The 21,673-nt window shown below is 56.8% G+C and carries 21 protein-coding genes; 14 read left to right on the top strand and 7 right to left on the bottom strand.

Translation table 11 applies throughout. The features are described 5' to 3' along the window. Nucleotides 1–36: 36 nt before the first annotated feature. A complete protein-coding gene (locus CFII64_RS18005; protein WP_020292247.1) occupies nt 37–555 on the bottom strand; it encodes a nuclear transport factor 2 family protein in 519 nt (172 codons plus the stop codon). A gap of 301 nt (nt 556–856) precedes the next feature. On the opposite strand from CFII64_RS18005, the gene CFII64_RS18000 reads away from it, so the two are divergent. After that, complete coding sequence (locus tag CFII64_RS18000) at nt 857–1,756, top strand: AraC family transcriptional regulator (protein WP_020292246.1); 900 nt, start codon at nt 857–859, stop codon at nt 1,754–1,756. 422 nt (nt 1,757–2,178) lie between these two features. Here the strand turns inward: CFII64_RS18000 and CFII64_RS17995 are convergent, their stop codons facing one another. After that, entirely contained in the window at nt 2,179–3,345 is a 1,167-nt protein-coding gene (locus CFII64_RS17995) for an MFS transporter (RefSeq protein WP_020292245.1), read from the bottom strand. A gap of 94 nt (nt 3,346–3,439) precedes the next feature. Here CFII64_RS17995 and CFII64_RS17990 point away from each other — a divergent pair, with 94 nt between their 5' ends. Beyond that, nucleotides 3,440–4,333 (top strand): LysR family transcriptional regulator, encoded by an 894-nt coding sequence (locus tag CFII64_RS17990; protein WP_044901489.1) that lies wholly within the window; start codon nt 3,440–3,442, stop codon nt 4,331–4,333. A gap of 9 nt (nt 4,334–4,342) precedes the next feature. Here the strand turns inward: CFII64_RS17990 and CFII64_RS17985 are convergent, their stop codons facing one another. Beyond that, nucleotides 4,343–5,341 carry an EamA family transporter gene (locus CFII64_RS17985; RefSeq protein WP_020292243.1) on the bottom strand — a complete coding sequence of 333 codons (999 nt, stop codon included), beginning with the start codon at nt 5,339–5,341 and terminating at the stop codon, nt 4,343–4,345. Next, entirely contained in the window at nt 5,338–6,618 is a 1,281-nt protein-coding gene (locus CFII64_RS17980; RefSeq protein WP_020292242.1) for an MFS transporter, read from the bottom strand. The genes CFII64_RS17985 and CFII64_RS17980 overlap by 4 nt, the downstream gene beginning before the upstream one ends. Before the next feature lie 137 nt (nt 6,619–6,755). Between CFII64_RS17980 and CFII64_RS17975 the strand changes: the two genes are divergently transcribed. Further along, nucleotides 6,756–7,214, top strand: a complete 459-nt coding sequence (locus CFII64_RS17975) for a helix-turn-helix domain-containing protein (RefSeq protein WP_020292241.1) — start codon at nt 6,756–6,758, stop codon at nt 7,212–7,214. 147 nt (nt 7,215–7,361) lie between these two features. Here the strand turns inward: CFII64_RS17975 and CFII64_RS17970 are convergent, their stop codons facing one another. Beyond that, nucleotides 7,362–8,375: an NADP-dependent oxidoreductase gene (locus tag CFII64_RS17970; RefSeq protein ID WP_020292240.1), complete on the bottom strand. Its 1,014-nt coding sequence runs from the start codon at nt 8,373–8,375 to the stop codon at nt 7,362–7,364. An 89-nt stretch (nt 8,376–8,464) separates the two neighbouring features. Between CFII64_RS17970 and CFII64_RS17965 the strand changes: the two genes are divergently transcribed. The 6 genes from CFII64_RS17965 (at nt 8,465) to CFII64_RS17940 (ending at nt 12,846) form a co-directional block, all read left to right on the top strand. Beyond that, nucleotides 8,465–9,367 (top strand): LysR family transcriptional regulator, encoded by a 903-nt coding sequence (locus CFII64_RS17965; protein ID WP_020292239.1) that lies wholly within the window; start codon nt 8,465–8,467, stop codon nt 9,365–9,367. Between the two features lie 143 nt (nt 9,368–9,510). Next, nucleotides 9,511–9,813, top strand: a complete 303-nt coding sequence (locus tag CFII64_RS17960) for a helix-turn-helix transcriptional regulator (protein ID WP_044901517.1) — start codon at nt 9,511–9,513, stop codon at nt 9,811–9,813. Between the two features lie 61 nt (nt 9,814–9,874). After that, nucleotides 9,875–10,849: a zinc-dependent alcohol dehydrogenase family protein gene (locus CFII64_RS17955; protein ID WP_044901488.1), complete on the top strand. Its 975-nt coding sequence runs from the start codon at nt 9,875–9,877 to the stop codon at nt 10,847–10,849. A gap of 41 nt (nt 10,850–10,890) precedes the next feature. After that, nucleotides 10,891–11,241, top strand: a complete 351-nt coding sequence (locus CFII64_RS17950) for an antibiotic biosynthesis monooxygenase (RefSeq protein ID WP_020292236.1) — start codon at nt 10,891–10,893, stop codon at nt 11,239–11,241. A 36-nt stretch (nt 11,242–11,277) separates the two neighbouring features. After that, nucleotides 11,278–11,502 carry a hypothetical protein gene (locus tag CFII64_RS17945; protein WP_020292235.1) on the top strand — a complete coding sequence of 75 codons (225 nt, stop codon included), beginning with the start codon at nt 11,278–11,280 and terminating at the stop codon, nt 11,500–11,502. Between the two features lie 138 nt (nt 11,503–11,640). Next, nucleotides 11,641–12,846: an MFS transporter gene (locus CFII64_RS17940; protein ID WP_020292234.1), complete on the top strand. Its 1,206-nt coding sequence runs from the start codon at nt 11,641–11,643 to the stop codon at nt 12,844–12,846. Between the two features lie 33 nt (nt 12,847–12,879). Here the strand turns inward: CFII64_RS17940 and CFII64_RS17935 are convergent, their stop codons facing one another. After that, nucleotides 12,880–13,776 (bottom strand): LysR family transcriptional regulator, encoded by an 897-nt coding sequence (locus CFII64_RS17935; RefSeq protein ID WP_020292233.1) that lies wholly within the window; start codon nt 13,774–13,776, stop codon nt 12,880–12,882. A gap of 127 nt (nt 13,777–13,903) precedes the next feature. Between CFII64_RS17935 and CFII64_RS17930 the strand changes: the two genes are divergently transcribed. Then, on the top strand, nt 13,904–14,818 hold the full coding sequence (locus CFII64_RS17930) for a dihydrodipicolinate synthase family protein (RefSeq protein ID WP_020292232.1): 915 nt from the start codon (nt 13,904–13,906) through the stop codon (nt 14,816–14,818). A gap of 94 nt (nt 14,819–14,912) precedes the next feature. After that, on the top strand, nt 14,913–16,115 hold the full coding sequence (locus tag CFII64_RS17925; RefSeq protein ID WP_044901487.1) for a mandelate racemase/muconate lactonizing enzyme family protein: 1,203 nt from the start codon (nt 14,913–14,915) through the stop codon (nt 16,113–16,115). 84 nt (nt 16,116–16,199) lie between these two features. Here CFII64_RS17925 and CFII64_RS17920 read toward each other — a convergent pair whose 3' ends face one another. After that, nucleotides 16,200–17,096, bottom strand: coding sequence for a LysR family transcriptional regulator (locus CFII64_RS17920; RefSeq protein ID WP_020292230.1), 897 nt, complete (start codon nt 17,094–17,096; stop codon nt 16,200–16,202). A 228-nt stretch (nt 17,097–17,324) separates the two neighbouring features. Between CFII64_RS17920 and CFII64_RS17915 the strand changes: the two genes are divergently transcribed. The 3 genes from CFII64_RS17915 (at nt 17,325) to CFII64_RS17905 (ending at nt 21,635) form a co-directional block, all read left to right on the top strand. Next, nucleotides 17,325–17,981, top strand: a complete 657-nt coding sequence (locus CFII64_RS17915; protein WP_020292229.1) for a hydrolase — start codon at nt 17,325–17,327, stop codon at nt 17,979–17,981. A gap of 290 nt (nt 17,982–18,271) precedes the next feature. Continuing rightward, a complete protein-coding gene (locus CFII64_RS17910) occupies nt 18,272–19,855 on the top strand; it encodes a ShlB/FhaC/HecB family hemolysin secretion/activation protein (protein WP_020292228.1) in 1,584 nt (527 codons plus the stop codon). Between the two features lie 7 nt (nt 19,856–19,862). Beyond that, nucleotides 19,863–21,635, top strand: coding sequence for a filamentous hemagglutinin N-terminal domain-containing protein (locus CFII64_RS17905; RefSeq protein WP_020292227.1), 1,773 nt, complete (start codon nt 19,863–19,865; stop codon nt 21,633–21,635). Nucleotides 21,636–21,673 lie beyond the last annotated feature (38 nt).

Raw genomic sequence — 21,673 nt, 5'->3', positions numbered from 1 at the left:
GGGCTACCGCTGGCACGGAGGACCGTCAGGCCATTATCACTTGATCGCAGGTACAGGAATGCGCCGCAGTACGTCGTCGTAAGGCACAAGGTCGAGGAAGGCCGTGACCTCGAACGCTTTGCCGTTTCGCATGTGAAACACCCAGGCGTAGCTGTTGGAGTAAGCCTTCCCGTCACGCGCTACGGCGGCGCCGTCCCATTGAACGATCACATGATCGCCGTCCGCCCAGATTTGCTTGCTGACTGGTCGTACGGGGGTGGATAAGCGAGATACAAATGGCCGCACAGCACGCTCAACGAATGCTTTCGAGCCCTTATAGACACCCGCACTAGGGCCCGAGCCCTTGATTGTCCAAACAACGTCTGGCGACAATATCTCGGTGAAGAACGACGTTCCACCAGAGGCCCAGCGATCAAACGCTTGCGTCACGAGTTGCTTGTTGCGTACATCGGTGGGCGAATCAGCGCTAGCGGCGCTCGACAACACAGCCATGCCAAACAGTGTCACTAACGCAAAGGCGGCTGAACGGATAGTTTGATAGTTTGATGTGCACATGCTGAGAAGCCTCTTGGGTGAGTTGTGTTGCTGTGCGATCTTCCTGTCATCTTGGAGCCAAAGGTCTCGTGGCCAAGTGCGAGTGAAAAAACACGCATACCTGATCGTCCGGGATATCGGACGTAGACGAGTACCAAGATGTCGAGCATGACGACCGCTTTGATGGCCGGACTCTCACGCCTGAAGAATCAGTCTGCCTTCAAGGTGCGCCGACGCGTAGCTGGATTGTCCTGTTTTCTTACACGATTATCCGATAGGGTCGATGCCCAAGTACCGTCATATGGACTGTCGAGGGACACGGATGGAATCTCTGGAGAAGCTGGTCGATCTCATCACTCGTCACACCCCTGCTGACGGAATACATCGAACAGCGATTGCTGGCGTCAGCCTGGTTCGCTCGGGCACACCGACGATGGCGATGCCTGTTGTCTATGAGCCAACGCTTTGCCTCATCGCCCAAGGCCGCAAACGTGTGGTAGCCGGGACTACATCGTATGTCTATGACGCGGCAACATACCTCGTGGCGTCGGTGGACGTACCCGTGATGGGCTCTGTCACTGAGGCGAGTGAATCGGCGCCCTACCTGTGTCTGGTACTCAATCTGGACATAACCGTATTGAGCGATCTGACCTTGCGACATCCGGAACCGCAAGAGAAAAGCAATCTGCCTGCTTCGGGCATAGAACTTAACGACACAACCCCCGAGCTGCTGGACGCTGCGGTAAGACTTTGCAGGCTGCTGGACACGCCTGACGATGTCGAGGCACTGGCTCCGCTAGTGGTCCGCGAGATTTTGTACAGGCTTTTGAACAGTCGAGGTAACGGGGTGGTTCGACAGATGGCAAAAGCAGATAGCCGCCTGAACCAGATCGCCAAGGCCATTGCCTGGCTACGCACTCATTACAGAGAAACCTGCCGCATAGAGGCTATAGCTGATATTGCCGGCATGAGCCGTTCCACATTCCACACGCATTTCAAAGCGGTCACCTCCATGAGCCCATTGGAATTTTGTAGCCAGTTGCGACTTCAAGAAGCGCGGCGGCTGATGGTGGCCGAATCGGTTGATGCCGCAAGCGCAGGATACCGAGTGGGCTACGAAAGCCCCTCGCAGTTCAGTAGGCATTACGTCCGTCTGTTCGGCCTGTCACCCGCCAGGGATGCCCGCAGGCTGCGCAATACAACTGACATGTTCAAGAGCTGATGAGGGCTGTGGAAACCTGTGTTCTCAGCACGCTGATTATGGGTTTCTTCCATTCGAATGCATTTGTAGCGACTGAGTTTATGAAACTAATGGCGGTAGCAAGCAGCACAAAGTTTATGCCCCCAGCGTCAACGTCTGTTCAACGAGAGCTGCGAGAATAGCGGACCTGTGCTTCTGGCCGCTATCGACCGATAGTGTTGAAAAAGTCGCTCCGCTTAAACTGTCCGAAAATTGACCGGGGGAAACGCCATTTTTGCACGCTGCTACGTCAAATCTGAGCCTTGAAGCTTCAGCCAAAAGTAAAAATTTCAATCTCAGATGCGTACTTTTCTGCCGCGGAACTCAAGGCCGACTTCCTCAACAGAATCGGCCGAAAGCCGTCAGTCATCATGGCGACTGACGGCCCCCCCCCTATGCCATCGTCACACCACCGCAGCTGCAACCGTTCTGGAACGCCACACGAAAGCCAACACCATCAGCAGCCCCAGCCCCGCCATTGCTGCTCCGGCCAGGGAAATTGCCGGATAACCCAGCCCGGCATTGATCACAGCTCCGCCCAGCGCCGCTCCGATCGCGTTGCCGAAGTTGAAGGCACCGATGTTCACCGCCGAGGCCAGATTGGGGGCGTCCTTGGCAGCTTCCATGACGCGCATCTGGAGCGGCGGCACGAGTGCGAAGCTGGCGATACCCCAGATCAGAATGGCAACGGCGGCCGGCAGCGGCCAACGCATCAGTACGGTGAACGCCAGCAAGACGAGAATCAGCACACTCAGCGAAACGATCAGGGTGCGATCTATCGAGCGGTCGGCCGCCTTGCCGCCCCACATGTTGCCCAACGTCAATCCCACACCGAACAGCACTAGCATGGCGGTGATGTATGCGGTGGACGCATGGGTCTCGCTGCTGAGGATAGGCGCGATGTAGGTGAAGACGGTAAACATCGCACCCGAGCCGACTACAGTCAGGGCCAACGCCCCCAGCACCGGGCCACGGCCCAATACCCGAATTTCGGCCATTACACCGACGCTTTTCGGTGCCGGCAGGTTGGGCAGCGCGAACCACAACGCGACCATGGACACCACGCCAAGGCCGGTGATGCCCCAAAAAGCTGTGCGCCAGCCGAACAGTTCACCGAACCAGGCGGCCAGCGGTACGCCACCGATGGTTGCCAGGGTCAGGCCCATGAACATTGCCGCAACCGCCCCGGCACGTTTCTCCGGAGCGACCACGCTGGCGGCGACAACAGAGCCAACGCCAAAGAACGCACCGTGGTTCAGTGAGGTCACCACCCTGGCGACCATGAGGCTGTAGTAATCGGTGGCCAAGGCTGACATCAGATTACCCAAGGTGAAGATCGCCATGAGGCCGATCAGCAGATAGCGCCGGGGAATTCTGCCGGTGGTGAGGGTCATCAGCGGCGCGCCGAGCAGTACGCCCATGGCGTAAGCACTGACCAGCAGGCCTGCGGCAGGAATGGAGACGCCGAGATCCGCAGCGATTCCGGGCAACATGCCCATGGGGGCGAACTCGGTAACGCCGATGCCAAAGGCACCAATGGCGAGTGCAACAAGGGGTGGATTAATACGCATGGAGGGCTCCTTATCTGTGCTTAGAATGCTACGATTCTTCGTTTCCAAGCAGTAGATCGAATTTCTGGCAATCACCTTTGCGGGACAGGCACAAATGGATTTCAGCGGAAGGTCCGGTGAAATGTGCGTTTTCGCCACCGTGGCGCAGGAAGGCAGCCTGTCAGCCGCCGCACGTGCATTGGGGCTGACACCCTCGGCGGTCAGTCGGATCATCGCTCGTACCGAACAACGTCTGGGCACCCGCCTGCTGTTGCGTACCACCCGGGCGATCACTTTTACCGCCGAGGGCGTGGCTTTCCTGCACGGCGCCCGGCGTATCCTGGCCGACATGGCCGAGGTCGAAGAAGCCATCGCCGACCAAGGCGTACCAAGGGGCCGATTACGGGTCAGCGCTGCCCTTGGTCATGGACGACTAGCCATCGTCCCCTTGGTGGCAGCGTTCAGCGCCCGCTACCCGAACATCGTCGTCGACCTCACCTTGGGCGACGAAGTGGTCGACATTCTCGGCGGCCAGGCCGACGTAGCGGTACGCTTTGGCCATCTGCCCGACAGCCCGCTGACCGCGCGCAGGATCGGCGATACCGGCCAGATAGTAGTAGCATCGCCTGAGTATCTTCAGCGCCACGGCATCCCCCAGGCACCGGAAGATCTGCTAGGGCACAACTGCCTACGCTTCAATTTTCGGCGGGCCGAACCCAACTGGCCGTTCATCCGCGACGGAAAAGAGTTTTCACTGAAGGTCAGCGGGAACATCGAATGCAGCAGTGGTGAGGCGCTGGCACAACTCGCGCGAGTAGGTGCCGGGATTGCGCGTATTGGCGAGTTCAGCGTGAGCGAGGATCTGCAGCGCGGTGACTTGATACCTTTGCTGGAAGCCTGGAACCCCGGCGACCAGGAACCGATCCATGCGGTGTTCGTAGGTGGCTCGGCAATGCCAGCAAGGGTGCGACTGTTCGTGGACTTCTTGTTGGAACATCACCGGATGTAAGCGATGGCGTTAGCTGATCCTGCCGGTAGGTAGCAATGCTGTTCGCTTTAAGCAAGCGGTGACAGACACGGTGTCGGGCGCGCTATCAGTGGGGTGCTCTACCTGACTTGAATAGCATTTTGGCTGCTCACGCCGCTTGAACATCGCACTCAGGATACGTTGTCCATACAACCCAACCCCCAGTCCCGACACGATGAGAGAGACCGCTACGATTTTATTGAGTGATACCTCCTCATCGAAGATCATGGCTGAGCCGAACAAGCCGAAGACTGGCACCAGCAACGAAAGGGGCGCGACGGTAGACACCGGGTAGCGTTTCAAAAGGGAATTCCATACCCAGTAGCCAAACAGGGTGTTTGGGTAAACCTGAAACAGGATCGACAGCACGGATATATAGTCCAATTGATTGACCAGTTCGCGGTAGCCGGTCGAGCCGTTCACTGCGTAATCAAGCGCGAATAGAGGGATGGGGGAAAACGCACTGGACCACACCAGAAAGGCAAACACCTGCGTGGTTCTGGCTTTCTTGTTGATGACGTTGGCTGCACTCCAGGCCAATGCGCCCAGTAGCACCAGCATCAAGCCGGTCGCCGTGACTGTCCCGTCGACTATCGAGATGATGCTGACCAATCCACATAAAGCGATTCCCATGCCTGCGATCTGATACCGGGAAATCGCCTCCTTGAATGTCCAGGCCCCCAACAAGATAGTAAAAAACGCGCTGAACTGAAGCACCAGCGACGCGATGCCAGCCGACAGGCCTGACTGGATGCCAAGGTTTACGACTCCCCACAGCCCAATGCCGAAGACCAGCCCGTAGCTGGCGATATAGCGCCACTGCACATCAGGTTTGGGGATGAAGAAAATCGCGGGGAGGGCACAGAGTGTGAAGCGAACGCCCGCCAGAATGAACGGGTCAACCGTGGTGAGCCCCAGTTTGATGACCGAGAAATTCAGCCCCCAAATGGCGGTGATCGAAATAGCGAGCAACAGGTGGCGGATTTTCATCGTGGACTTCCTTGATGGGGGGCAGAGATATGTGTTGCTACACACCAGAGGACCAAGGCCGAAGCGCTGATCGAAGCACCCAGCAGGCTGACTGCAAACCATCCCCAGCGTGCATATGCCTGGGTTGCGGCCATTGCGCCTAGCGCGCTGCCGAGGGAGTAGAAGCACATGTAGGCGCCGACCATGCGGCTTTGAGCGTCAGGGCGAGCGGCGAAAATCATGCTCTGGCTGGTGACATGGACGGCTTGCACGGCGAAGTCCAGCAGGATCACGCCGCAGATAAGGGCGATCAGGGAAGTCTGCGCAAAACTGATCGGCAACCAGGAAAGGGTCAGCACCACCAGCGCGAGACCTGTGATTTGCTGGCCCCGCCCTTGATCTGCCCAGTGCCCGGCTCTTCTGGCAGCCAGAGCACCGGCTATTCCTGCCAGCCCGAACATGCCGATGGCGGTGTGGGACAGGGACAGCGGCGGGGCGCTCAGCGGGAGCACCATCGCCGTCCATAACACGGAAAACGCGGCAAAGATGAGCAGCGCCAGCAAGCCCCGAACCTGCAAGACAGGTTCAGTGATCAGGAGCTTGAAAAGCGATCGGATCAGACCTGGATACGAGTCTCGGCAGGGTGCCGACGCTGTGTGAGGAAGCATTTTCCACAGCACTGCGGCGAGCATGAGCATCAGCCCTGAGGACAGAAAATAGACTGCACGCCACCCCGCCAAGTCAGCGATCAGCCCGGAGGTGAAGCGTGCCAACAGTATCCCTATCACAATGCCACTCGTGACCGTGCCGACGGCCTGTCCGCGTTGTGAGGGTGTTGCCAGTGAAGCGGCATAGGCCACCAGCACTTGCACGACCACTGCCATCAAGCCCACAAAAATCATGGCGCCAAGCAGGGCCAGCCACGCGTGTGATGCACCGGCTACCGCAAGTGCAAGGGCGGACAGCAGTATCTGACTCAGAATCAGCCGTCTGCGGTTGATCAGATCGCCAAGTGGGACGATGAACAGCAGCCCCAGTGCGTAACCTGCCTGAGTGGCGGTGACTACGGCGCCAATCATGCCGGACGCCACGTCCAGACTCTCGGCCATCGAGTCAAGCAACGGCTGAGCGAGGTAAACGTTGGCGACAGCCAGCGCACAGGTGGCAGAAAACAGCAGAGTGAGCGATGAAGAAACACCAGGAGGGCGGACGTCGCAGGCTTGACTGATGGTTGGGGGCGTTGGCGTTGCGGTGGATCTGGATAAGCGGCCGGTTGGCAAATCGTTCTCAGCTGTCATAAAGCCTTCCATGTGGGTAAGCTGGTTGCAATTGGCAACTAGAACGATTCTGGTGCAATCCTGTTTCAAATTGCAACCAGATTTGGTTTTAGTTATCAGAATTGATCTGACCGCCCCGACACTTCGGAAGGTAAAAAATGGCCGAACACGATTCGCCACAAAGCAATGAATGCCCTGTAGCAAGAGCGTTGGAAGCCATTGGGGATCGTTGGTCGCTGATGATCATCCGCGACGCATTTGACGACGTTCGCCGATTCAGCGAGTTTCAAAAACGCTTGGGGGTTGCCAAGAACATCCTGGCGTCGCGCCTCAAAACGCTGGTTGAGATTGGAGTGTTCGACGTCTGTCCGGCATCGGATGGCAGTGCCTACAAGGAGTATGTGCTCACAGACAAAGGGCGGGAGATCTTTCCGATTGTCGTCAGCATGAGACAGTGGGGCGAACGTTATCTGTTCAGGCCCCACGAAACGCGTTCTGTGCTTTTGGACAAAACATCCGGACAGCCATTGATGGCAATTGCCGTTCGCGATTCAAAAGGTCAACTGCTTGGGCCATCTGATTGTCACCGCGTGAGGATTCTGGCGGGGAAGTCTTGAATGCAGCAAGCGTTTGAAACTCGGTTCGAGATCGCTCGATATCAGCGGACGAGATACAGAGGTAGCCGACGACGCAAAGCATTTTTGCCATCCTTTCGGTACAGGCCCCCGAGTAGAGACAAGCTCGGCATTGGGGGCGTTGATCACTCAGACGATAAGCACAATCTTTCCTTGAATACTTCCCCGTGAAGCTCGGTGGTGCGCATCCGATGCCTGGGCGAGCGCAAACGTACTGTCGATCAGCACACGGACAGTGCCGTCATCCAATAGGCGGCCAGCCTCTGCCAGTTGGATACCGTTGGAGCGCACCTGCGTCGAGGACACAGTGATTCCCAGATCAGCTGCTTCTTTATGGCCGGAGAAACCCATGGGGTTGACCAGGAAGAGGGCACCGCCTGGCCTGATGACGCTCAGAAAGCGTTCCATATTCGCGCCACCGACGGCATCAATCACCAGATCCACATCCTTCGCGACGTCTTCAGCGGGCGTCTTTTTGTAATCGATAAACTCCTCAGCGCCCAACTCGCGAAGCAGGCTCTCATGCTTACCGGAGGCAACCGCGATGACGCGCGCACCTTTCCATTGGGCAACCTGCACCGCCAGATGTCCCACTCCACCTCCAGCACCGTTTACCAGTACTGTCTTGCCTTGCAGCGGGACTGGCTCATGTCGAAACGACTGAAAGGGATTCGGCCGGTCATGGCCCAGGTCAATCAGAAACTGCCAGACAGTGAGCAGCGACATGGGCGCACCTGCGGCCTGGACGTGGTCTATCCCGTCGGGTTTCAACGCTAACTCGGTCTCATGGATGCGTATGTATTCAGCGTAGGCGCCGCTGCCGGTCATCAGATCTTCAGGAAAACGCACCATTGCGTAGACTTTGTCACCGACGCTGAATCTGCTGGCACCGTTGCCCAGCGCGACGACCTCCCCCGAAACATCTGTGCCCAAAGTCAGCGGAAACCTGGCGTCTGGCCGCCAGTCAGGGGGTAATGCGCGATAGCCGTCGCGCAGCAAAAGATCCGGCGGATTGAGACTGGCCGCATGGACGCGGACGAGCACTTCGCCAGGTTGTGCGATGGCTCTGGGCGCATCCTCGTAACGCAACACTTCAGGGCCGCCAAATTCGTGCAATTGCACCGCTTTCATCGTGTCGTTCATCACAGCCTCGTGCTTATCGATGGGGATGACTTAGGGTAAGCGGTGGCCGCGAGGTTGATAATAAGGTTGGGATTCGTTTCAATGATGCCATGAAGGAACCAATTGGATTTGAGCGACTGAGCGGGTTGATTGCGTTCGCCCGCGCTGGCTCGCTGGGCAGCTACAGGGCTGCGGCCCGCTCGCTGTCCATTTCACCGTCGGCGATCAGTAAAAGCATCCAGCGGCTGGAACGTCATCTCGGAGTGTCGCTGTTCACCCGCACCACACGCTCGCTGACCCTGACCGTTGAAGGACGCGATATTCATGAGCGTGTGTTGCAGCTGCTGCGTCAGGCGGAAGAGATCGAGCAGGTGGCTAAATCAGCGCGCTCCGAGCCCGCCGGCACGTTACGGATTGCGACGTCACTTCCCATCGGGTTGCACATCATCGCGCCCGCTATCACCGAGTTTCGTAAACGCCACCCCAAAGTATTGATTGACCTGCGGCTAAGTGACCAGATCGTGGACCTGGTCGACGAAGGCATTGATCTCGCAGTAAGGATCGGTGAGCTTTCAGACTCATCGCTGTTGTCCCGTCGGCTCTTGCCGTACACGCTCTGTTGTTATGCCTCTCCAGACTATCTGGCCAGGTGCGGCACGCCTCAGCATCCTGATGAACTGGCGGAGCACGAAACGGTGAACTTGCGCTATCAAAGCACCGGTCAAACATTACGCTGGCCTTTTCGTATCGGAGACAAGGAGATCGAAATACTGCCGTCATCGCCTGTCGTCGTTGATGCAAGCGAGGCTATTTTGGCAGCAATGGCAGCGGGCGCGGGGATAGGAATGGCCGCGAGTTTCATGGCCGCTCCCAGGGTGAAGCGGCAAGAGCTGATCCCGATTCTCTCTGAGTTCGCGGTGGAAAGGCACAATATCTCGGCCATTTGGCCTGAGAGTCGTCGCACCAATCCTGCTGTGCGCGCCTTTCTGGATATGCTGATCGACCTTCGCTGAAGTGGTGACGTTTTCACACGGTCTGGACCCAAAGCGGGCGAATATTCTGTAGCGATCCATCGCGCTATACGGCACAACCGGCATCCAAAACGGCAATTGATTTTCGTATTGACATATCGATAAATCTCGATATGATCGGGGTCATGGAATTGATCGAAATATTCAAAGCTCTCTCAAACCCTACACGCCTTCAAATTCTGAAAGGTTTGAAGGACCCCGCGAAGAACTTCCCTCCACAAGATGAAGGCGACGTTCTCACGGTGGGAGTTTGCGTCAGCAGTATTCAAGAAGGTATCGGACTGTCGCAGTCAACGGTGTCTGGCTATCTTGCAACTCTGCAACGAGTAGGCTTGGTCGACGTCAGGCGCATCGGTCAGTGGACTTATTACAAGAGGAATGAAGCAACCATCAGCGCTCTTGCCGAGATCATAGGGAAAGAGTTGTAATTTTTTATCGCATGATATCGAGATATCTCGATATTCCATTTTATAGATACGAGGATTTACAGTGAAAGCGATGATACTCAAATCATTTGGCGGCCCGGAATCGTTCGAACTTTGCGATGTGCCCAAGCCTGTGCCGGGCACGGGGCAAGTCCTGGTCCGGGTATACGCAACCTCCATCAATCCATTGGATTACCAGGTCCGCCGCGGCGACTATTCCGAGCTGGTGCAACTGCCGGCCATTACCGGACACGATATTTCGGGCGTCGTCGAGGAAGTCGGGCCGGGGGTGACAACTTTCGCTCCTGGCGACGAAGTCTGGTACACCCCGCAAATATTTGACGGGCCAGGAAGTTATGCCGAGTACCACGTTGCAGCCGAAAGCATCATCGGGAAGAAGCCTTCCTCGTTAAGCCATCTTGAGGCGGCAAGTCTGAGCCTGGTGGGCGGAACGGTCTGGGAAGCACTGATCGTGCGTGCGGCGCTTAGAGTGGGGGAAAGCATTCTGATACATGGCGGCGCGGGAGGAGTCGGTCATGTGGCGATCCAGGTGGCAAAAGCCATGGGAGCAAAGGTGTTCACGACAGTGCGCGAGGCAAATTCTGAGTTCGCACGAAGTTTGGGTGCCGATGTGGTCATCGACTACGAAAAGGAGGATTACGTCGACGCCATCATGCGGGAAACGGGTGGCCGCGGAGTTGATGTTGTGTTCGACACCATCGGCGGGAACACATTGTCACGCAGCCCCGACACGCTTGCGCAGCTGGGCCGCGTTGTCACGATCGTGGATGTAGCACAGCCACAAAATGTCGTTAACGCCTGGGGCAAGAATGCGAGTTATCACTTCGTTTTCACCAGACAGAACCGCGGCAAACTCGATGAGTTAAGCGCATTGGTAGCGCGAGGTCAGCTGCGGCCACATGTTGGCGCGGTCTATTCGTTGGCCGACATTGCGCTCGCCCACGCCCGGCTGGAGAGTCCCAACAACGGCGTTCGAGGAAAAATCGCGATTGCAGTCGAACCATCGCTCATCTCGTAGGTGCGTACTTCTAACCGTTCAAGTCATTGTCGAGGAACACCATGATTTATGAAATTGCATTGCTCCCTGTTCACCAAGAACGCATTGAAATGTTCAGACGTGCATTTGCCGAGGTCGCTCCTTTGCTTACCCGCGCGAAAGGTTACTGCGGCCACTTGCTAGCGCAAGGCATTGAAAGCCCCCAGCAATTCAACCTGATCGTGCGATGGCAATCCCTCGAGGATCACACGCCGGGCTTCGAAGCGAGTGAAGACCATCGGTTATTCATGATGGGCCTGGAGGAATATTTTTCGGAAGAGCCCAAGGTCTACCATATTGAGGGGGCAGCTTTTACTACGGGAAAACATGATGATCCGAACAGCATTGTTGAAAGGTTTACGCCAGTGCCTTGAGGGGCTAGTGGCTTTAATGCCCTGGCGGGGCAGGCATTGGTACTGTTCGCGTTTTTCTTCGTGGTGGAAAGGCAGGTTTCGCCAGGCACGTTTTTGTCGATGGTGGCGGTTGTAGTGGTGGTTTCACTGGCCTGGTATGGGAGGGTCGCAATCGCTCTTTCGCAGCCGAAGATTGCTCGCGCCTATCAAGGAGGGAAAAAAGCAATTGATCGACTCTGCGGTGATTTGATTCTGACACTGGGGATGCGGCAGCTGGCTTAGCTAGCAAAGGTGCTCAGCAAGGTCTGATTATTGCGCGCAAACGCCGTCAGTGGCGTGCGAATCCCTCTGCAGTGCAAGGCGGGATGTGTAACCATGTGTGGCTGAGATCTCGATGCTCAAATACAGGAAATAACGCGGATGCTTGCTGCCTTCAGACACTACCCTTTTTCGGTCAATCTGCTGCTGTCGTCTTCGTTGTTTCTGACACTGGGTCGCGCCATAACCCTGCCGTATATGGTGATTTATCTGTCGTCAAACTTCGCGTTGAGCATCAGCGACATCGGCCTGGTAGTGGGCGGTGCGATGTTCGTCAGCTCGTTACTTAGCCTCTACGGGGGCTACCTGACTGACAAAATGTCCAGCTATCGGTTGATCCTGAGCTTCACCGGCTTTTTTACCGTGGGCTTCATCGGTATGTGCGTCACGAGGCACCTGTGGCTGTTTTTCCTGTTTCTGGTGTCGTTCAATTTCGCGTATTCAGTGATCGATATCGTGGTCAAGGCGGCGTTTGGCAAACTGCTGCCGGAAGCCGAACGCGGCAAAGTGTTTTCGGTGCGCTACACGCTGATCAACATCGGTTACGCGGTAGGGCCGTTCATTGGCGCCGGCCTCGCGCACATGAACATGAAGCTGCCTTTCCTGGTGTCGGCGATCCTCGGCCTAAGTTATTTCGTCACGTACGCCGTCTGGGGTGACAAGACGCTGAGCTCAGCCGATCCGGCCAGTGCTCCGGTGTCGTTCGTCGCTGTCGGGCGCATCCTGCTCAAGGACTATCGGCTGGTCTGCTTCACCATCGGCGGCGCGCTGAGCGCGGTGGTCTTCGGCCAGTTCACGGGCTACATTTCGCAATATCTGGTGACCACCAGCACCCCGGAATTCACTTACCAGGTCATCAGTTCAGTGGTAGCCGTTAACGCAGCGGTGGTGATTTGCCTGCAATACATAGTGGGCAAGCGGATTACCAACCAACATCTGAATCGCTGGCTAACGGCCGGCTTCAGCCTGTTCCTGCTCGGTGTCGTCGGCTTCGCGTTGTCCACAAGCGTGCTGCATTGGGCACTGGCGGTGGCCATCTTCACACTGGGCGAAGTCATCGTCTTCCCGGCCGAATACATGTTCATCGACCGTATCGCGCCGAACCACTTGCGCGGCATGTACTACGGCGCGCAGAACCTGTCCAGCCTGGGCGGCGGGTTGGGGCCGATCCTGTGTGGTTTTGCCTTGGCCTCCCAGCCAGCGCATTTCATGTTCTACATGCTGGCGGCGTTCGTCGTGGCGGGCGGGTGTTTTTACCTGATGGGCGCGTCCTATTCGAAAGGCTACGACGCTGGCAGCAGACGGTGAGTCGCCGGGCCTTCCACCAAAACGCTGAAGTGCTTAGCTATCCCGTGCAGGGAAATGTTCCAGTACAAATGATTTGAATTTTAGGGTGACCGGGTCAATCTCGCCTTTGCGCCAAGCCAGGTGTAACTCTACCTGAGCGTTTCCTAGATCCACTTGTCTGAATACCACATTGTCCGTCTTGGTGTGCTGCGCGCTTTCAGGCACGAGGGCGCTGCCCATCCCGATATCTACCAGGGAAAGTATGGTATGAGTCTGATATAAATATTGAACATAATCAGGTTCAATATTTTTAGTTCGAAAAATCCCCGAGAGAATCTCGAAGGAATACCGTCCTTCTGACGGCGAATACATGATAAATGGCTGTTGGTGTAAATCCATGACGCTTATGTTCTCCCTCCAGCTCAATGGATTGCTGGTATGGACGGCAAGGACAAATGGTTCACGAAGTACGCAAACAGTTTCAATTTCACGATTAAACTTGTCTGGGCGTATAAGGCCAAGATCGATGCGTTTGCTTACTAAAGCCTCCTGTTGTTCAAGCGTTGAAATTTCTTTCAGCTCAATGTTGATGCTGCTCAAGGATTTACTGGCCTCTGAAACGATCACCGGAAATACCTTGAAGCGTGCGGCCGCTATAAACCCCAATCGCACCGTGCCAGCCTCTCCCTTGGCAGCACGCCGGGCGGCAATCATGGCCAACTCACATCGCAGGAGAATGTCCCGGGCTTCTGGCAAAAATCCAACCCCAGCCGGAGTGAGCTGAACCGCTCGTCTATCGCGGAAGAAGAGGCTGAGTCCCAGCGTGTGCTCCAAGGCCTGTATCTGACGACTCAGAGGGGCCTGAGTCATGTTCAGCCGCTGGGCTGCACGACCGAAATGCAACTCTGTTGCGACAGTCACGAAACACCTGAGATGAGAAATCTGCAGCATGATGCTTAATCCGCATTGGTGGATGCTCAACGAGCGCTAGAGGCGCCACAACGATACTGATTAGACTATCTGCGATGCCGCAAATGCAACGCTTTGTGCGGCGAGAACCTAACCTTCAGGAGTCATCATGGAAAATCGGTGTACATCTCTTCGAGAGGCGCTGGACGGTATCTCAGGGATCCTGGTGACACCTTTTGACGTTAATAATAAAGTTGATGGAGCCCGGCTCAGGCCTGTCGTGGACAGGGCTATCGAAGCAGGTGTGCACGCGCTGGTAACTAATGGGAATACCAGCGAGTTCTATGCTCTCACTCAAGAGGAATCAATAAGGTCACTGGAAATCAGTGCCGAGTTGATCGCCGGGCGTGTCCCCTTGATTGCAGGTGTGGGTAAAAACATCCAGGACGCTTGCTCTCTTGCGGTTCATGCTCGTACGCATGCTGCCGCTGCGTTGATGATTCACCAGCCGCCAGACCCTTTTTCATCGCCAAGAGGCTTCCTGGAATACGTCAAGGCAATAGCGGTTGCGGGTGATGGTCTGCCATTGGTTCTATACCTGCGGAACGAGAACATAGGCCTTGCGGCAATTGAGGAACTTTGTCGCCTACCTCAGGTTATGGGAATCAAGTGGGCGTCACCGACGCCTATGCTTCTGGCAGAGGCGATTCGTCGAACGAAAGATCTGGATCTGGCCTGGGTCGGTGGACTGGCAGAAACATGGGCACCAGCATTCTACGCAGTGGGCGCGCGTGGCTTCACGTCCGGCCTGATCAACGTTGCTCCTGAACGTTCCGTTGAAATTCATAAGGCGCTGGAAAGCTCCCGGTTCGATGTGGCGCGCAATTTGATCAACGAGATGTTGCCGTTTGAAGAACTAAGGTCAGCCGAGAATAACGGTGCAAACGTAACTGTTGTTAAAGCTGCTTTGCAGCTTATGGGTAACGACTGTGGTGCCGCCCGCCCTCCATCTGCGTGGCCTCTCACGACACCGGCTGCAGTTGAGCTGGAAAAATTGCTGCGTCAATGGAAGCTGATCGATTGAATGCGTGGTGAGTGGTGGCGCGCACGCCGACGTTTGCTTCTATGAATATCTGAGAGATGATTCTTATATAAATACAACAAGGTGAGATTTAATTTTGTCCAAGATAACGACTGTCCGCACAATCAGAATCAGTGAGCGTCCAAATTTGATCTGGGTGGAGTTGGAAACCACCGAAGGATTGATCGGCCTCGGAGAAACGTTCAGGGGTGCGCAGGCGGTAGAGGCAGCCATTCACGAACAAATTGCGCCTGGCTTACTGGGCGAGGATTCGCGGCGTATAGAATCGATTTCGCGAAAGCTGCTGACTCCCTATATTGGTTTCCATAGTTCAGGCGCTGAAGTTCGAGCCGCAAGTGCAATTGACATCGCGCTCTGGGACTTGAAAGGGCAGCGGCATGGTGTGCCAATCCATGAAGCGCTCGGTGGGGCATCCCGATTGCAAGTTCCTGTTTATAACACATGTGCAGGTTATGCTTATAACAGCGCCAGCAGTGCTCGCCGGGTTGTCGGTGAGAAAGACCAAGTGAGCGGTCCTTATGATGACCAGATCGCTTTCACCCAAGATGCTGGAGCATTGGCTGAGAGCTTGATTAGCGAGGGCTACGCGGCTATGAAAATCTGGCCGTTCGACATTTACGCTGGGGCGTCCGGCGGTCATGTCATCACGTTGGAACACCTGAAAGCGGGTCTGGAACCTTTCCGCAAAGTTAGAGACGCGGTGGGGGACAAAATTGAAATCATGTGCGAACTGCACAGTTTGTGGAGTACGCATGCTGCCGAACGTATATGCCGTGCACTGGAAGATTATAATGTCTTCTGGGTTGAAGACCCAATAAACAAAATGGATGATGCAAAGGCCCTTGCAGATTTGCGACGTCGCGTTAACGTTCCTATCTGTGGCAGTGAGACACTTGCCGGTGCCATTTCATTTCGCGAAATGTTGGAAGCTGGTGCTTTAGACGTTGTAATGCTTGATTTGTCATGGTGTGGAGGAATAACCGAGGCGCGAAAGATTGCAGCGATTGCAGAGTCGTATACCAAGCCAATCGCCCCTCATGATTGTACTGGGCCAGTCGCTTTAATGTCGGGCCTGCATCTCGCAATACACGCCCCAACCGCGATTTATCAAGAGGTCGTGCGAGCCTATATTTCAACCTGGTATCGAGATCTGGTTACGGAACTGCCGAACATTGTCGGCGGGCAAGCTCAAGCCCCCACTGGTCATGGACTTGGTACGGCGTTGAAGCCTGAAGTGCGCCGGCGCAGCGATGCCGTTGTGAAAGAAAGCAGAATTTGATGCGTATCAATAGCCGCTGACGGTCAAAGGTTGCGTGGCAACCAGCAATATGCGGCGCAGGCGTCAGGTGAGCCGACTGCTTGATTACCCCTTGGCGGCTGCCGCAAAGTGCGGAGACTGGCCAAAAGACTCGATCAGGAGTTCGGTGAGGACGCGTATCTTCCGCGCCGGATGCTGACTTGGCGGGCGGATGACGTAGGCTCCAGCCGGGGGTGGCGGATAGTTGGTCATGATCGGCACGAGCGCCCCGGAGGTCACATGTTCATGGGTGAGACAATCCGGCAGGTACGCAATCCCCAGTCCCGCCGTGGCAGCGGCGACTAACGCTGTGCCGTTGTCGGCCTTGAAGCGTCCTTGGGGTCGAAACGTAATGATCTTGGCGCCATCCATGAATTGCCAGGCTTCGGTGCTCTGCATAAGGGCCTCATGCTCGACGATATCGTCGGGTGTCTCAGGTGACCCATGCGCTTTAATGTAGTCAGGACTCGCAACGAGCTTCGTGTAAATCGGGCCGATACCTCTTGCAATGAGGTTGGAATCCGCAAGATAGCCAACCCGTATCGCACAATCGAAACCCTCCGCAATGAGATCTACAAAACGATCGCTGTAGCAGGTCTGGATTTGCAGCTGAGGGTGGCGTCGTGCCATTTCCGCGAGCATGGGGGCGAAGTGGGTAGGGCCGAAAGATAGCGGCACGGAGATCCGCAAACGGCCGCGAAGGGCGCCAAGAGGCAGAATCGCTTCCTTGGCCGCATCGATCTCGGCGCAGACCCTGGCCGCATAGTCGCGGAAAGTGGCCCCGGCTTCCGTGAGAGCTGCTCCGCGGGTGGATCGTGCCAGCAACTGCACGCCAAGTTCCGCCTCAAGCCTGGCGAGGCGGCGACTGACGATGGATTTGGACACGCCCAGGCGGACCGCCGCAGACGAAACTCCCTCGGCATCAGCAACCTCCACGAATGTCTGTAGCTCTTCGATATCCATGTCAGCGTTCCCCATTGTGCAACACAGCTAGTCTCGGAATGCTACTACTGCATTGGCTTTGGGAACAGCACAATCCTGCTTCCTGGAAACGTCATCACTGGGCGTATGTCTCCAGGACTACTAAATCGCTCTCTACATCAGAAGGCGTTGTGAGGGCGTCGCCCATCTTTTCGGATGGACTGCGGCCCGCCCACACGCGTGCATCACAACCAATAAAAGGACCTTGCAATGACAAGCGAAATTATCCGTAACCCTCATACCGACCAACTCTTGTCGCCCGAGAACTCGGCGCTCATCATCATCGACTACCAACCGATCCAGGTCTCCTCGATCCGTTCAATGTCACGCGAAGAACTCATTTTTAACATCACGAGCGTCGCCAAGGCCGCCGTCAATTACAACCTTCCTATTATTCATTCGACCGTCAACGTCGCGACCGGCCGCAACAAGCCGCCTATCCGCGAGCTACAGGAGGTACTCGGCCATCTGCCGACATATGACCGCACCTCGATCAATAGCTGGGAGGACACTGAGTTCAAGCAGGCGGTCAAAGCGATCGGGCGCCGGAAGCTCATTATGACCGCGCTCTGGACCGAAGCTTGTCTGACGTTCCCTGTGCTCGACGCTATCCAGGAAGGTTACGAGGTCTACGTGCCGATTGATGCGGTCGGCGGCACATCGCTCGCCGCACATGAGGCGGCGTTACGCCGAATCGAGCAGGCGGGCGCGAAGCTTATCAGCCGAGTGCAGATGTACTGCGAGCTCCAGCGCGACTGGTCGCGAGAGGCTACTGTCCCCGGCTTTATGGGCGTCTTCGAGAACTCCGACGGTTTTAACGCCGAAAAGACTGTAAAGGAAGCGAGCCACGACGACTCACGTAGCTGATAAATGACGGAGGTGGCGCTTGCGAAAGCAGCCGCCACCTTCATTTCGCGGACTTGGCGAGAGCTGACGCGGTCGGAACACAATCTGAGGAGCGGTTTTACGTAGAGCTGGAATGTTTGCAGGTGCAATCTTCGCTGATGACTCGAAATGCCAATCGTCGGCACAGTGTCCGGGTGATTCCAGTTTGATATTACACCGGCTAGACTGTGTAAGAGAAAACCCCCTGCAGGCTCGGCATGCAGTGCGTATTTGAGTATTTGCGTATCTAACTGCTGCCCAAGGGCCTGACAATGACCTACCGCTCGTTGCTGTTTCTGGTGCCTGCCTCATTGGCTGCATGCGCCAGTCTTGCCGCTGCCGATGAAGTTGCGTCCGCTTCCCCCCGTTTCGATATCAACAAGTTCGACGTGCGCGGCAATACCCTGTTGCCAGTTCAGGAGCTTGATCACAGTGTTGCGGGCTTCATGGGTCGCCAGCGTGATTTTGGCGATGTGGTCAAGGCCCAGGAGGCGTTGGAAGCCGCCTATCACCGGCGCGGATATCAACTGGTTCGTGTTGACCTTCCCGAGCAGGAGTTGAACGGTGGGGTAGTGGTCTTTCAGGTCGTGGAAGCTCGTATCGGTCAGGTCAGGATCGCGGGCAATCAGCATTTCAGCAACGACAATGTCCGCTATGCCTTGCCGGGCCTCAGGGAGGGCCAGACGCCTGACCTGACGGCGATTTCCAAAAGCCTGAAGCTGGCGAACGAAAATCCGGCCAAACAGACCGTGATGAAGCTCAAAGACAGTGATTCACAGGCCGCAGTTGATGCCGAGCTGCAAGTCACGGACGAGTCGCCATGGAGCGCATCGCTCAACATGGATAACAGTGGCACCGAGGAAACCGGCAAGACCTATGTGGGCGCGGTCCTTCAGAACGCGAACCTGTTCGGTCGCGATCAGGTCATGAGCCTGCAATACACCACCACGCTCGAGAAGCCCGAGCGAGTCAGCGTCTATGCACTTGGCTATCACCTGCCTTTATATGAGCTGGGCGATTCTCTGGACTTCTTCACCAGCTACTCGGACGTGGACAACGGTCTGGTCACGGCCGGTATTTTTGATCTTGCGGTCAGCGGCAAAGGCACGATCTTTGGCGGGCGCTATAACCATAACCTGGCCACGGACGGTAACTACCAGTCCAAGATCGTGTATGGCATCGACTACAAGGCCTACAAAAACAACCTTGAAGCCGAAGATGTACAACTCGGCAACGACATCACCGTGCATCCCCTCAGCCTGGGTTACCAGGGCACTTGGGTGCGTCTGGATGGCGATGCCAATTTCGCCGTCACCCTGGTGCATAACCTGGCCGGTGGCTCCCGTGGTCAGCAGAGCGATTTCGATCTGGCACGTACCGACGCCCGAGACGATTACAGCGCATTGCGTCTGGCGGCCAACATCACCCAGGCGCTGCCGGCTGACTGGCAGTTGCGCGGTGTGCTGAACGGGCAATACAGCCACGATGCGCTGATTCCGGGCGAGCAGTTTGGCGCAGGCGGGGCCATGTCGGTGCGCGGTTTCCATGAGCGTGAGGTGTCCAATGACTCGGGCATCAGCAGCAACCTTGAGGCCTATACGCCGCCGATTTGTGGCGGTGGCAGCTGGCAGTGTCGCGCGCTGGCGTTCTACGACACTGCATACCTGACGCGTAACCACGCTTTGCCCGGCGAATTCACCCATGTCGCCTTGAGCAGTGCTGGACTCGGCGTGCGGGTGGCGTATCGCCGCAATCTGAACCTACAGGTCGACTACGGTCACGTTCTGCACGCCGAGGCCAGTGAGACCGAGCGCGGTGATAATCGCCTGCATGCCCGCTTGAGCCTGTCGTTTTGAGGATGTCATGAAAATAAAAATCACCCTTATCGGCGCGTGCCTGGTTGCCGCCGGCAACGGCATGGCGGCCCCGCTCAATCCTGTCGTCGTGAACGGCCAGGTCAGCTTCGCGCAGCAGGGCAACCAGCTGACGATCACCAACAGCCCCAATGCGATCATCAACTGGTCGAGCTTTTCCGTCGCCCAGGGCGAGATGGTGAGGTTCCTCCAGCAGAGCGGCAACAGCAGCGTGCTCAACCGAATCACCGGTCAAGACCCCAGCGTGATACTGGGGACGCTGCAGTCCAATGGCCGGGTGTTTTTGATCAACCCTAACGGCATCCTGTTCGGCGCCAATTCGCAGATCAACGTGGCTGGCCTGGTGGCGTCGAGCCTGGCGATGTCCAACAGTGACTTCCTCTCTGGCAATAATCGTTTCGCCGCGGAGGGTTTTGCCGGGGCAGTTTCCAACCACGGGGCAATCACCACGCCCTCCGGCGGCCAGGTCTACCTGATCGCGCCGGATGTGACCAACACCGGCATCATCAACACGCCGCAGGGCGAAACAATGCTCGCGGCGGGTCATTCGGTGCAGTTGGTCGACTCCAGTAATCCCGGCATGCATGTGGTGGTATCGGCCACCGATGACCAGGCCCTGAACCTGGGCAGCATCATTGCCCAGGGCGGTACGGTCGGCATTTACGGCGCGCTCGTGAACCAGCGCGGCACGGTCAATGCCAACAGTGCCTCCGTCGGCGAGAACGGCAAGATTGTCTTGAAGGCCAGCCGCACGACCTTGCTGGAAGCCGGCAGCAGCACCACTGCTACCGGCGCAGGCCAGGGCGGAGAGATCAAGGTGCTCGGCGAACAGGTAGGCTTGATGGCCGACGCGCGAGTTGATGCCAGCGGCAAGTCAGGCGGCGGGACGGTGTTGGTCGGCGGCGACTATCAAGGCAAGAATCCGGCGGTCCAGAACGCCCGGCAAGCCTATGTCAGCAAGGATGCGCAGATATCGGCTGACGCCTTGACCAGTGGCAAGGGGGGCAGGGTGATCGTCTGGGGTTCGCAGACGGCGCGGGTTTACGGTGCGATATCGGCCCGTGGCGGTGCTTCGTCCGGTGACGGCGGCTTTGTCGAAACCTCAGCCAATGTGCTCGACGTGACAGGCGCACGGGTCGATACCCGTGCTGCGAAGGGCCAAAGCGGTACCTGGTTGCTCGACCCGAAGGACATCACGGTAAACACGCCGGAGGCGGGCACCTCCAAGACCCTGAGCGATGTATCAGCCTTTGCCAACGACCCTGACGAATCCACTGAAATTGATTCCGATCTGCTGAAAAACGCCACCAGCAACGTGGTGCTACAGGCCAGCAACAACATTAGGTTCTATACCGGCTTCGAAAATACCAACACTGGGGTGAGCCTGACGGCCCAGGCTGGCAATAATATTTACGTCAATTCCCTGATTCGTTTCGCAGGAGACATTACCCTGACGGCCAACGACAACAGTGCAGGTCTCGCCACTGGCACCGGACAGGTCTATCAAGAAGGGGTGCCCACTGCGGGCGGTACGCTAACCATCAGCGGCGTTAATGGCACAGTCATCACGCCGCCACCCACGCCACCCGGCCCAACGCCTGCCGAGATTGCTGCGGCGGAAGCTGCTGCGGCCCAAGCGGCTGCTGATGCTGCCGCCAAGGCGGCTGCCGATGCTGCGGCCAAAGCGGCGGCTGACGAAAGCCGCTGCCGCACAGGCCGCGGCTCAAGCTGCGGCAGAGGCTGCGGCCCAAGCGGCTGCTGATGCTGCCGCCAAGGCGGCTGCCGATGCTGCGGCCAAAG

Source organism: Pseudomonas sp. CFII64 (genome assembly GCF_000416235.1).
Taxonomy (GTDB): Bacteria; Pseudomonadota; Gammaproteobacteria; order Pseudomonadales; family Pseudomonadaceae; genus Aquipseudomonas.
This window is presented reverse-complemented; position numbering and strand designations above follow the sequence as displayed.

Excerpts from the sequence above, each read along its gene's own strand:
- CFII64_RS18005 (WP_020292247.1), bottom strand. The coding sequence starts at position 555 with ATGTGCACATCAAACTATCAAACTATCCGTTCAGCCGCCTTTGCGTTA.
- CFII64_RS18000 (WP_020292246.1), top strand. The coding sequence starts at position 857 with ATGGAATCTCTGGAGAAGCTGGTCGATCTCATCACTCGTCACACCCCT.
- CFII64_RS17995 (WP_020292245.1), bottom strand. The coding sequence starts at position 3,345 with ATGCGTATTAATCCACCCCTTGTTGCACTCGCCATTGGTGCCTTTGGC.
- CFII64_RS17990 (WP_044901489.1), top strand. The coding sequence starts at position 3,440 with ATGGATTTCAGCGGAAGGTCCGGTGAAATGTGCGTTTTCGCCACCGTG.
- CFII64_RS17985 (WP_020292243.1), bottom strand. The coding sequence starts at position 5,341 with ATGAAAATCCGCCACCTGTTGCTCGCTATTTCGATCACCGCCATTTGG.
- CFII64_RS17980 (WP_020292242.1), bottom strand. The coding sequence starts at position 6,618 with ATGACAGCTGAGAACGATTTGCCAACCGGCCGCTTATCCAGATCCACC.
- CFII64_RS17975 (WP_020292241.1), top strand. The coding sequence starts at position 6,756 with ATGGCCGAACACGATTCGCCACAAAGCAATGAATGCCCTGTAGCAAGA.
- CFII64_RS17970 (WP_020292240.1), bottom strand. The coding sequence starts at position 8,375 with ATGAACGACACGATGAAAGCGGTGCAATTGCACGAATTTGGCGGCCCT.
- CFII64_RS17965 (WP_020292239.1), top strand. The coding sequence starts at position 8,465 with ATGAAGGAACCAATTGGATTTGAGCGACTGAGCGGGTTGATTGCGTTC.
- CFII64_RS17960 (WP_044901517.1), top strand. The coding sequence starts at position 9,511 with ATGGAATTGATCGAAATATTCAAAGCTCTCTCAAACCCTACACGCCTT.
- CFII64_RS17950 (WP_020292236.1), top strand. The coding sequence starts at position 10,891 with ATGATTTATGAAATTGCATTGCTCCCTGTTCACCAAGAACGCATTGAA.
- CFII64_RS17940 (WP_020292234.1), top strand. The coding sequence starts at position 11,641 with ATGCTTGCTGCCTTCAGACACTACCCTTTTTCGGTCAATCTGCTGCTG.
- CFII64_RS17935 (WP_020292233.1), bottom strand. The coding sequence starts at position 13,776 with ATGCTGCAGATTTCTCATCTCAGGTGTTTCGTGACTGTCGCAACAGAG.
- CFII64_RS17930 (WP_020292232.1), top strand. The coding sequence starts at position 13,904 with ATGGAAAATCGGTGTACATCTCTTCGAGAGGCGCTGGACGGTATCTCA.
- CFII64_RS17920 (WP_020292230.1), bottom strand. The coding sequence starts at position 17,096 with ATGGATATCGAAGAGCTACAGACATTCGTGGAGGTTGCTGATGCCGAG.
- CFII64_RS17915 (WP_020292229.1), top strand. The coding sequence starts at position 17,325 with ATGACAAGCGAAATTATCCGTAACCCTCATACCGACCAACTCTTGTCG.
- CFII64_RS17910 (WP_020292228.1), top strand. The coding sequence starts at position 18,272 with ATGACCTACCGCTCGTTGCTGTTTCTGGTGCCTGCCTCATTGGCTGCA.
- CFII64_RS17905 (WP_020292227.1), top strand. The coding sequence starts at position 19,863 with ATGAAAATAAAAATCACCCTTATCGGCGCGTGCCTGGTTGCCGCCGGC.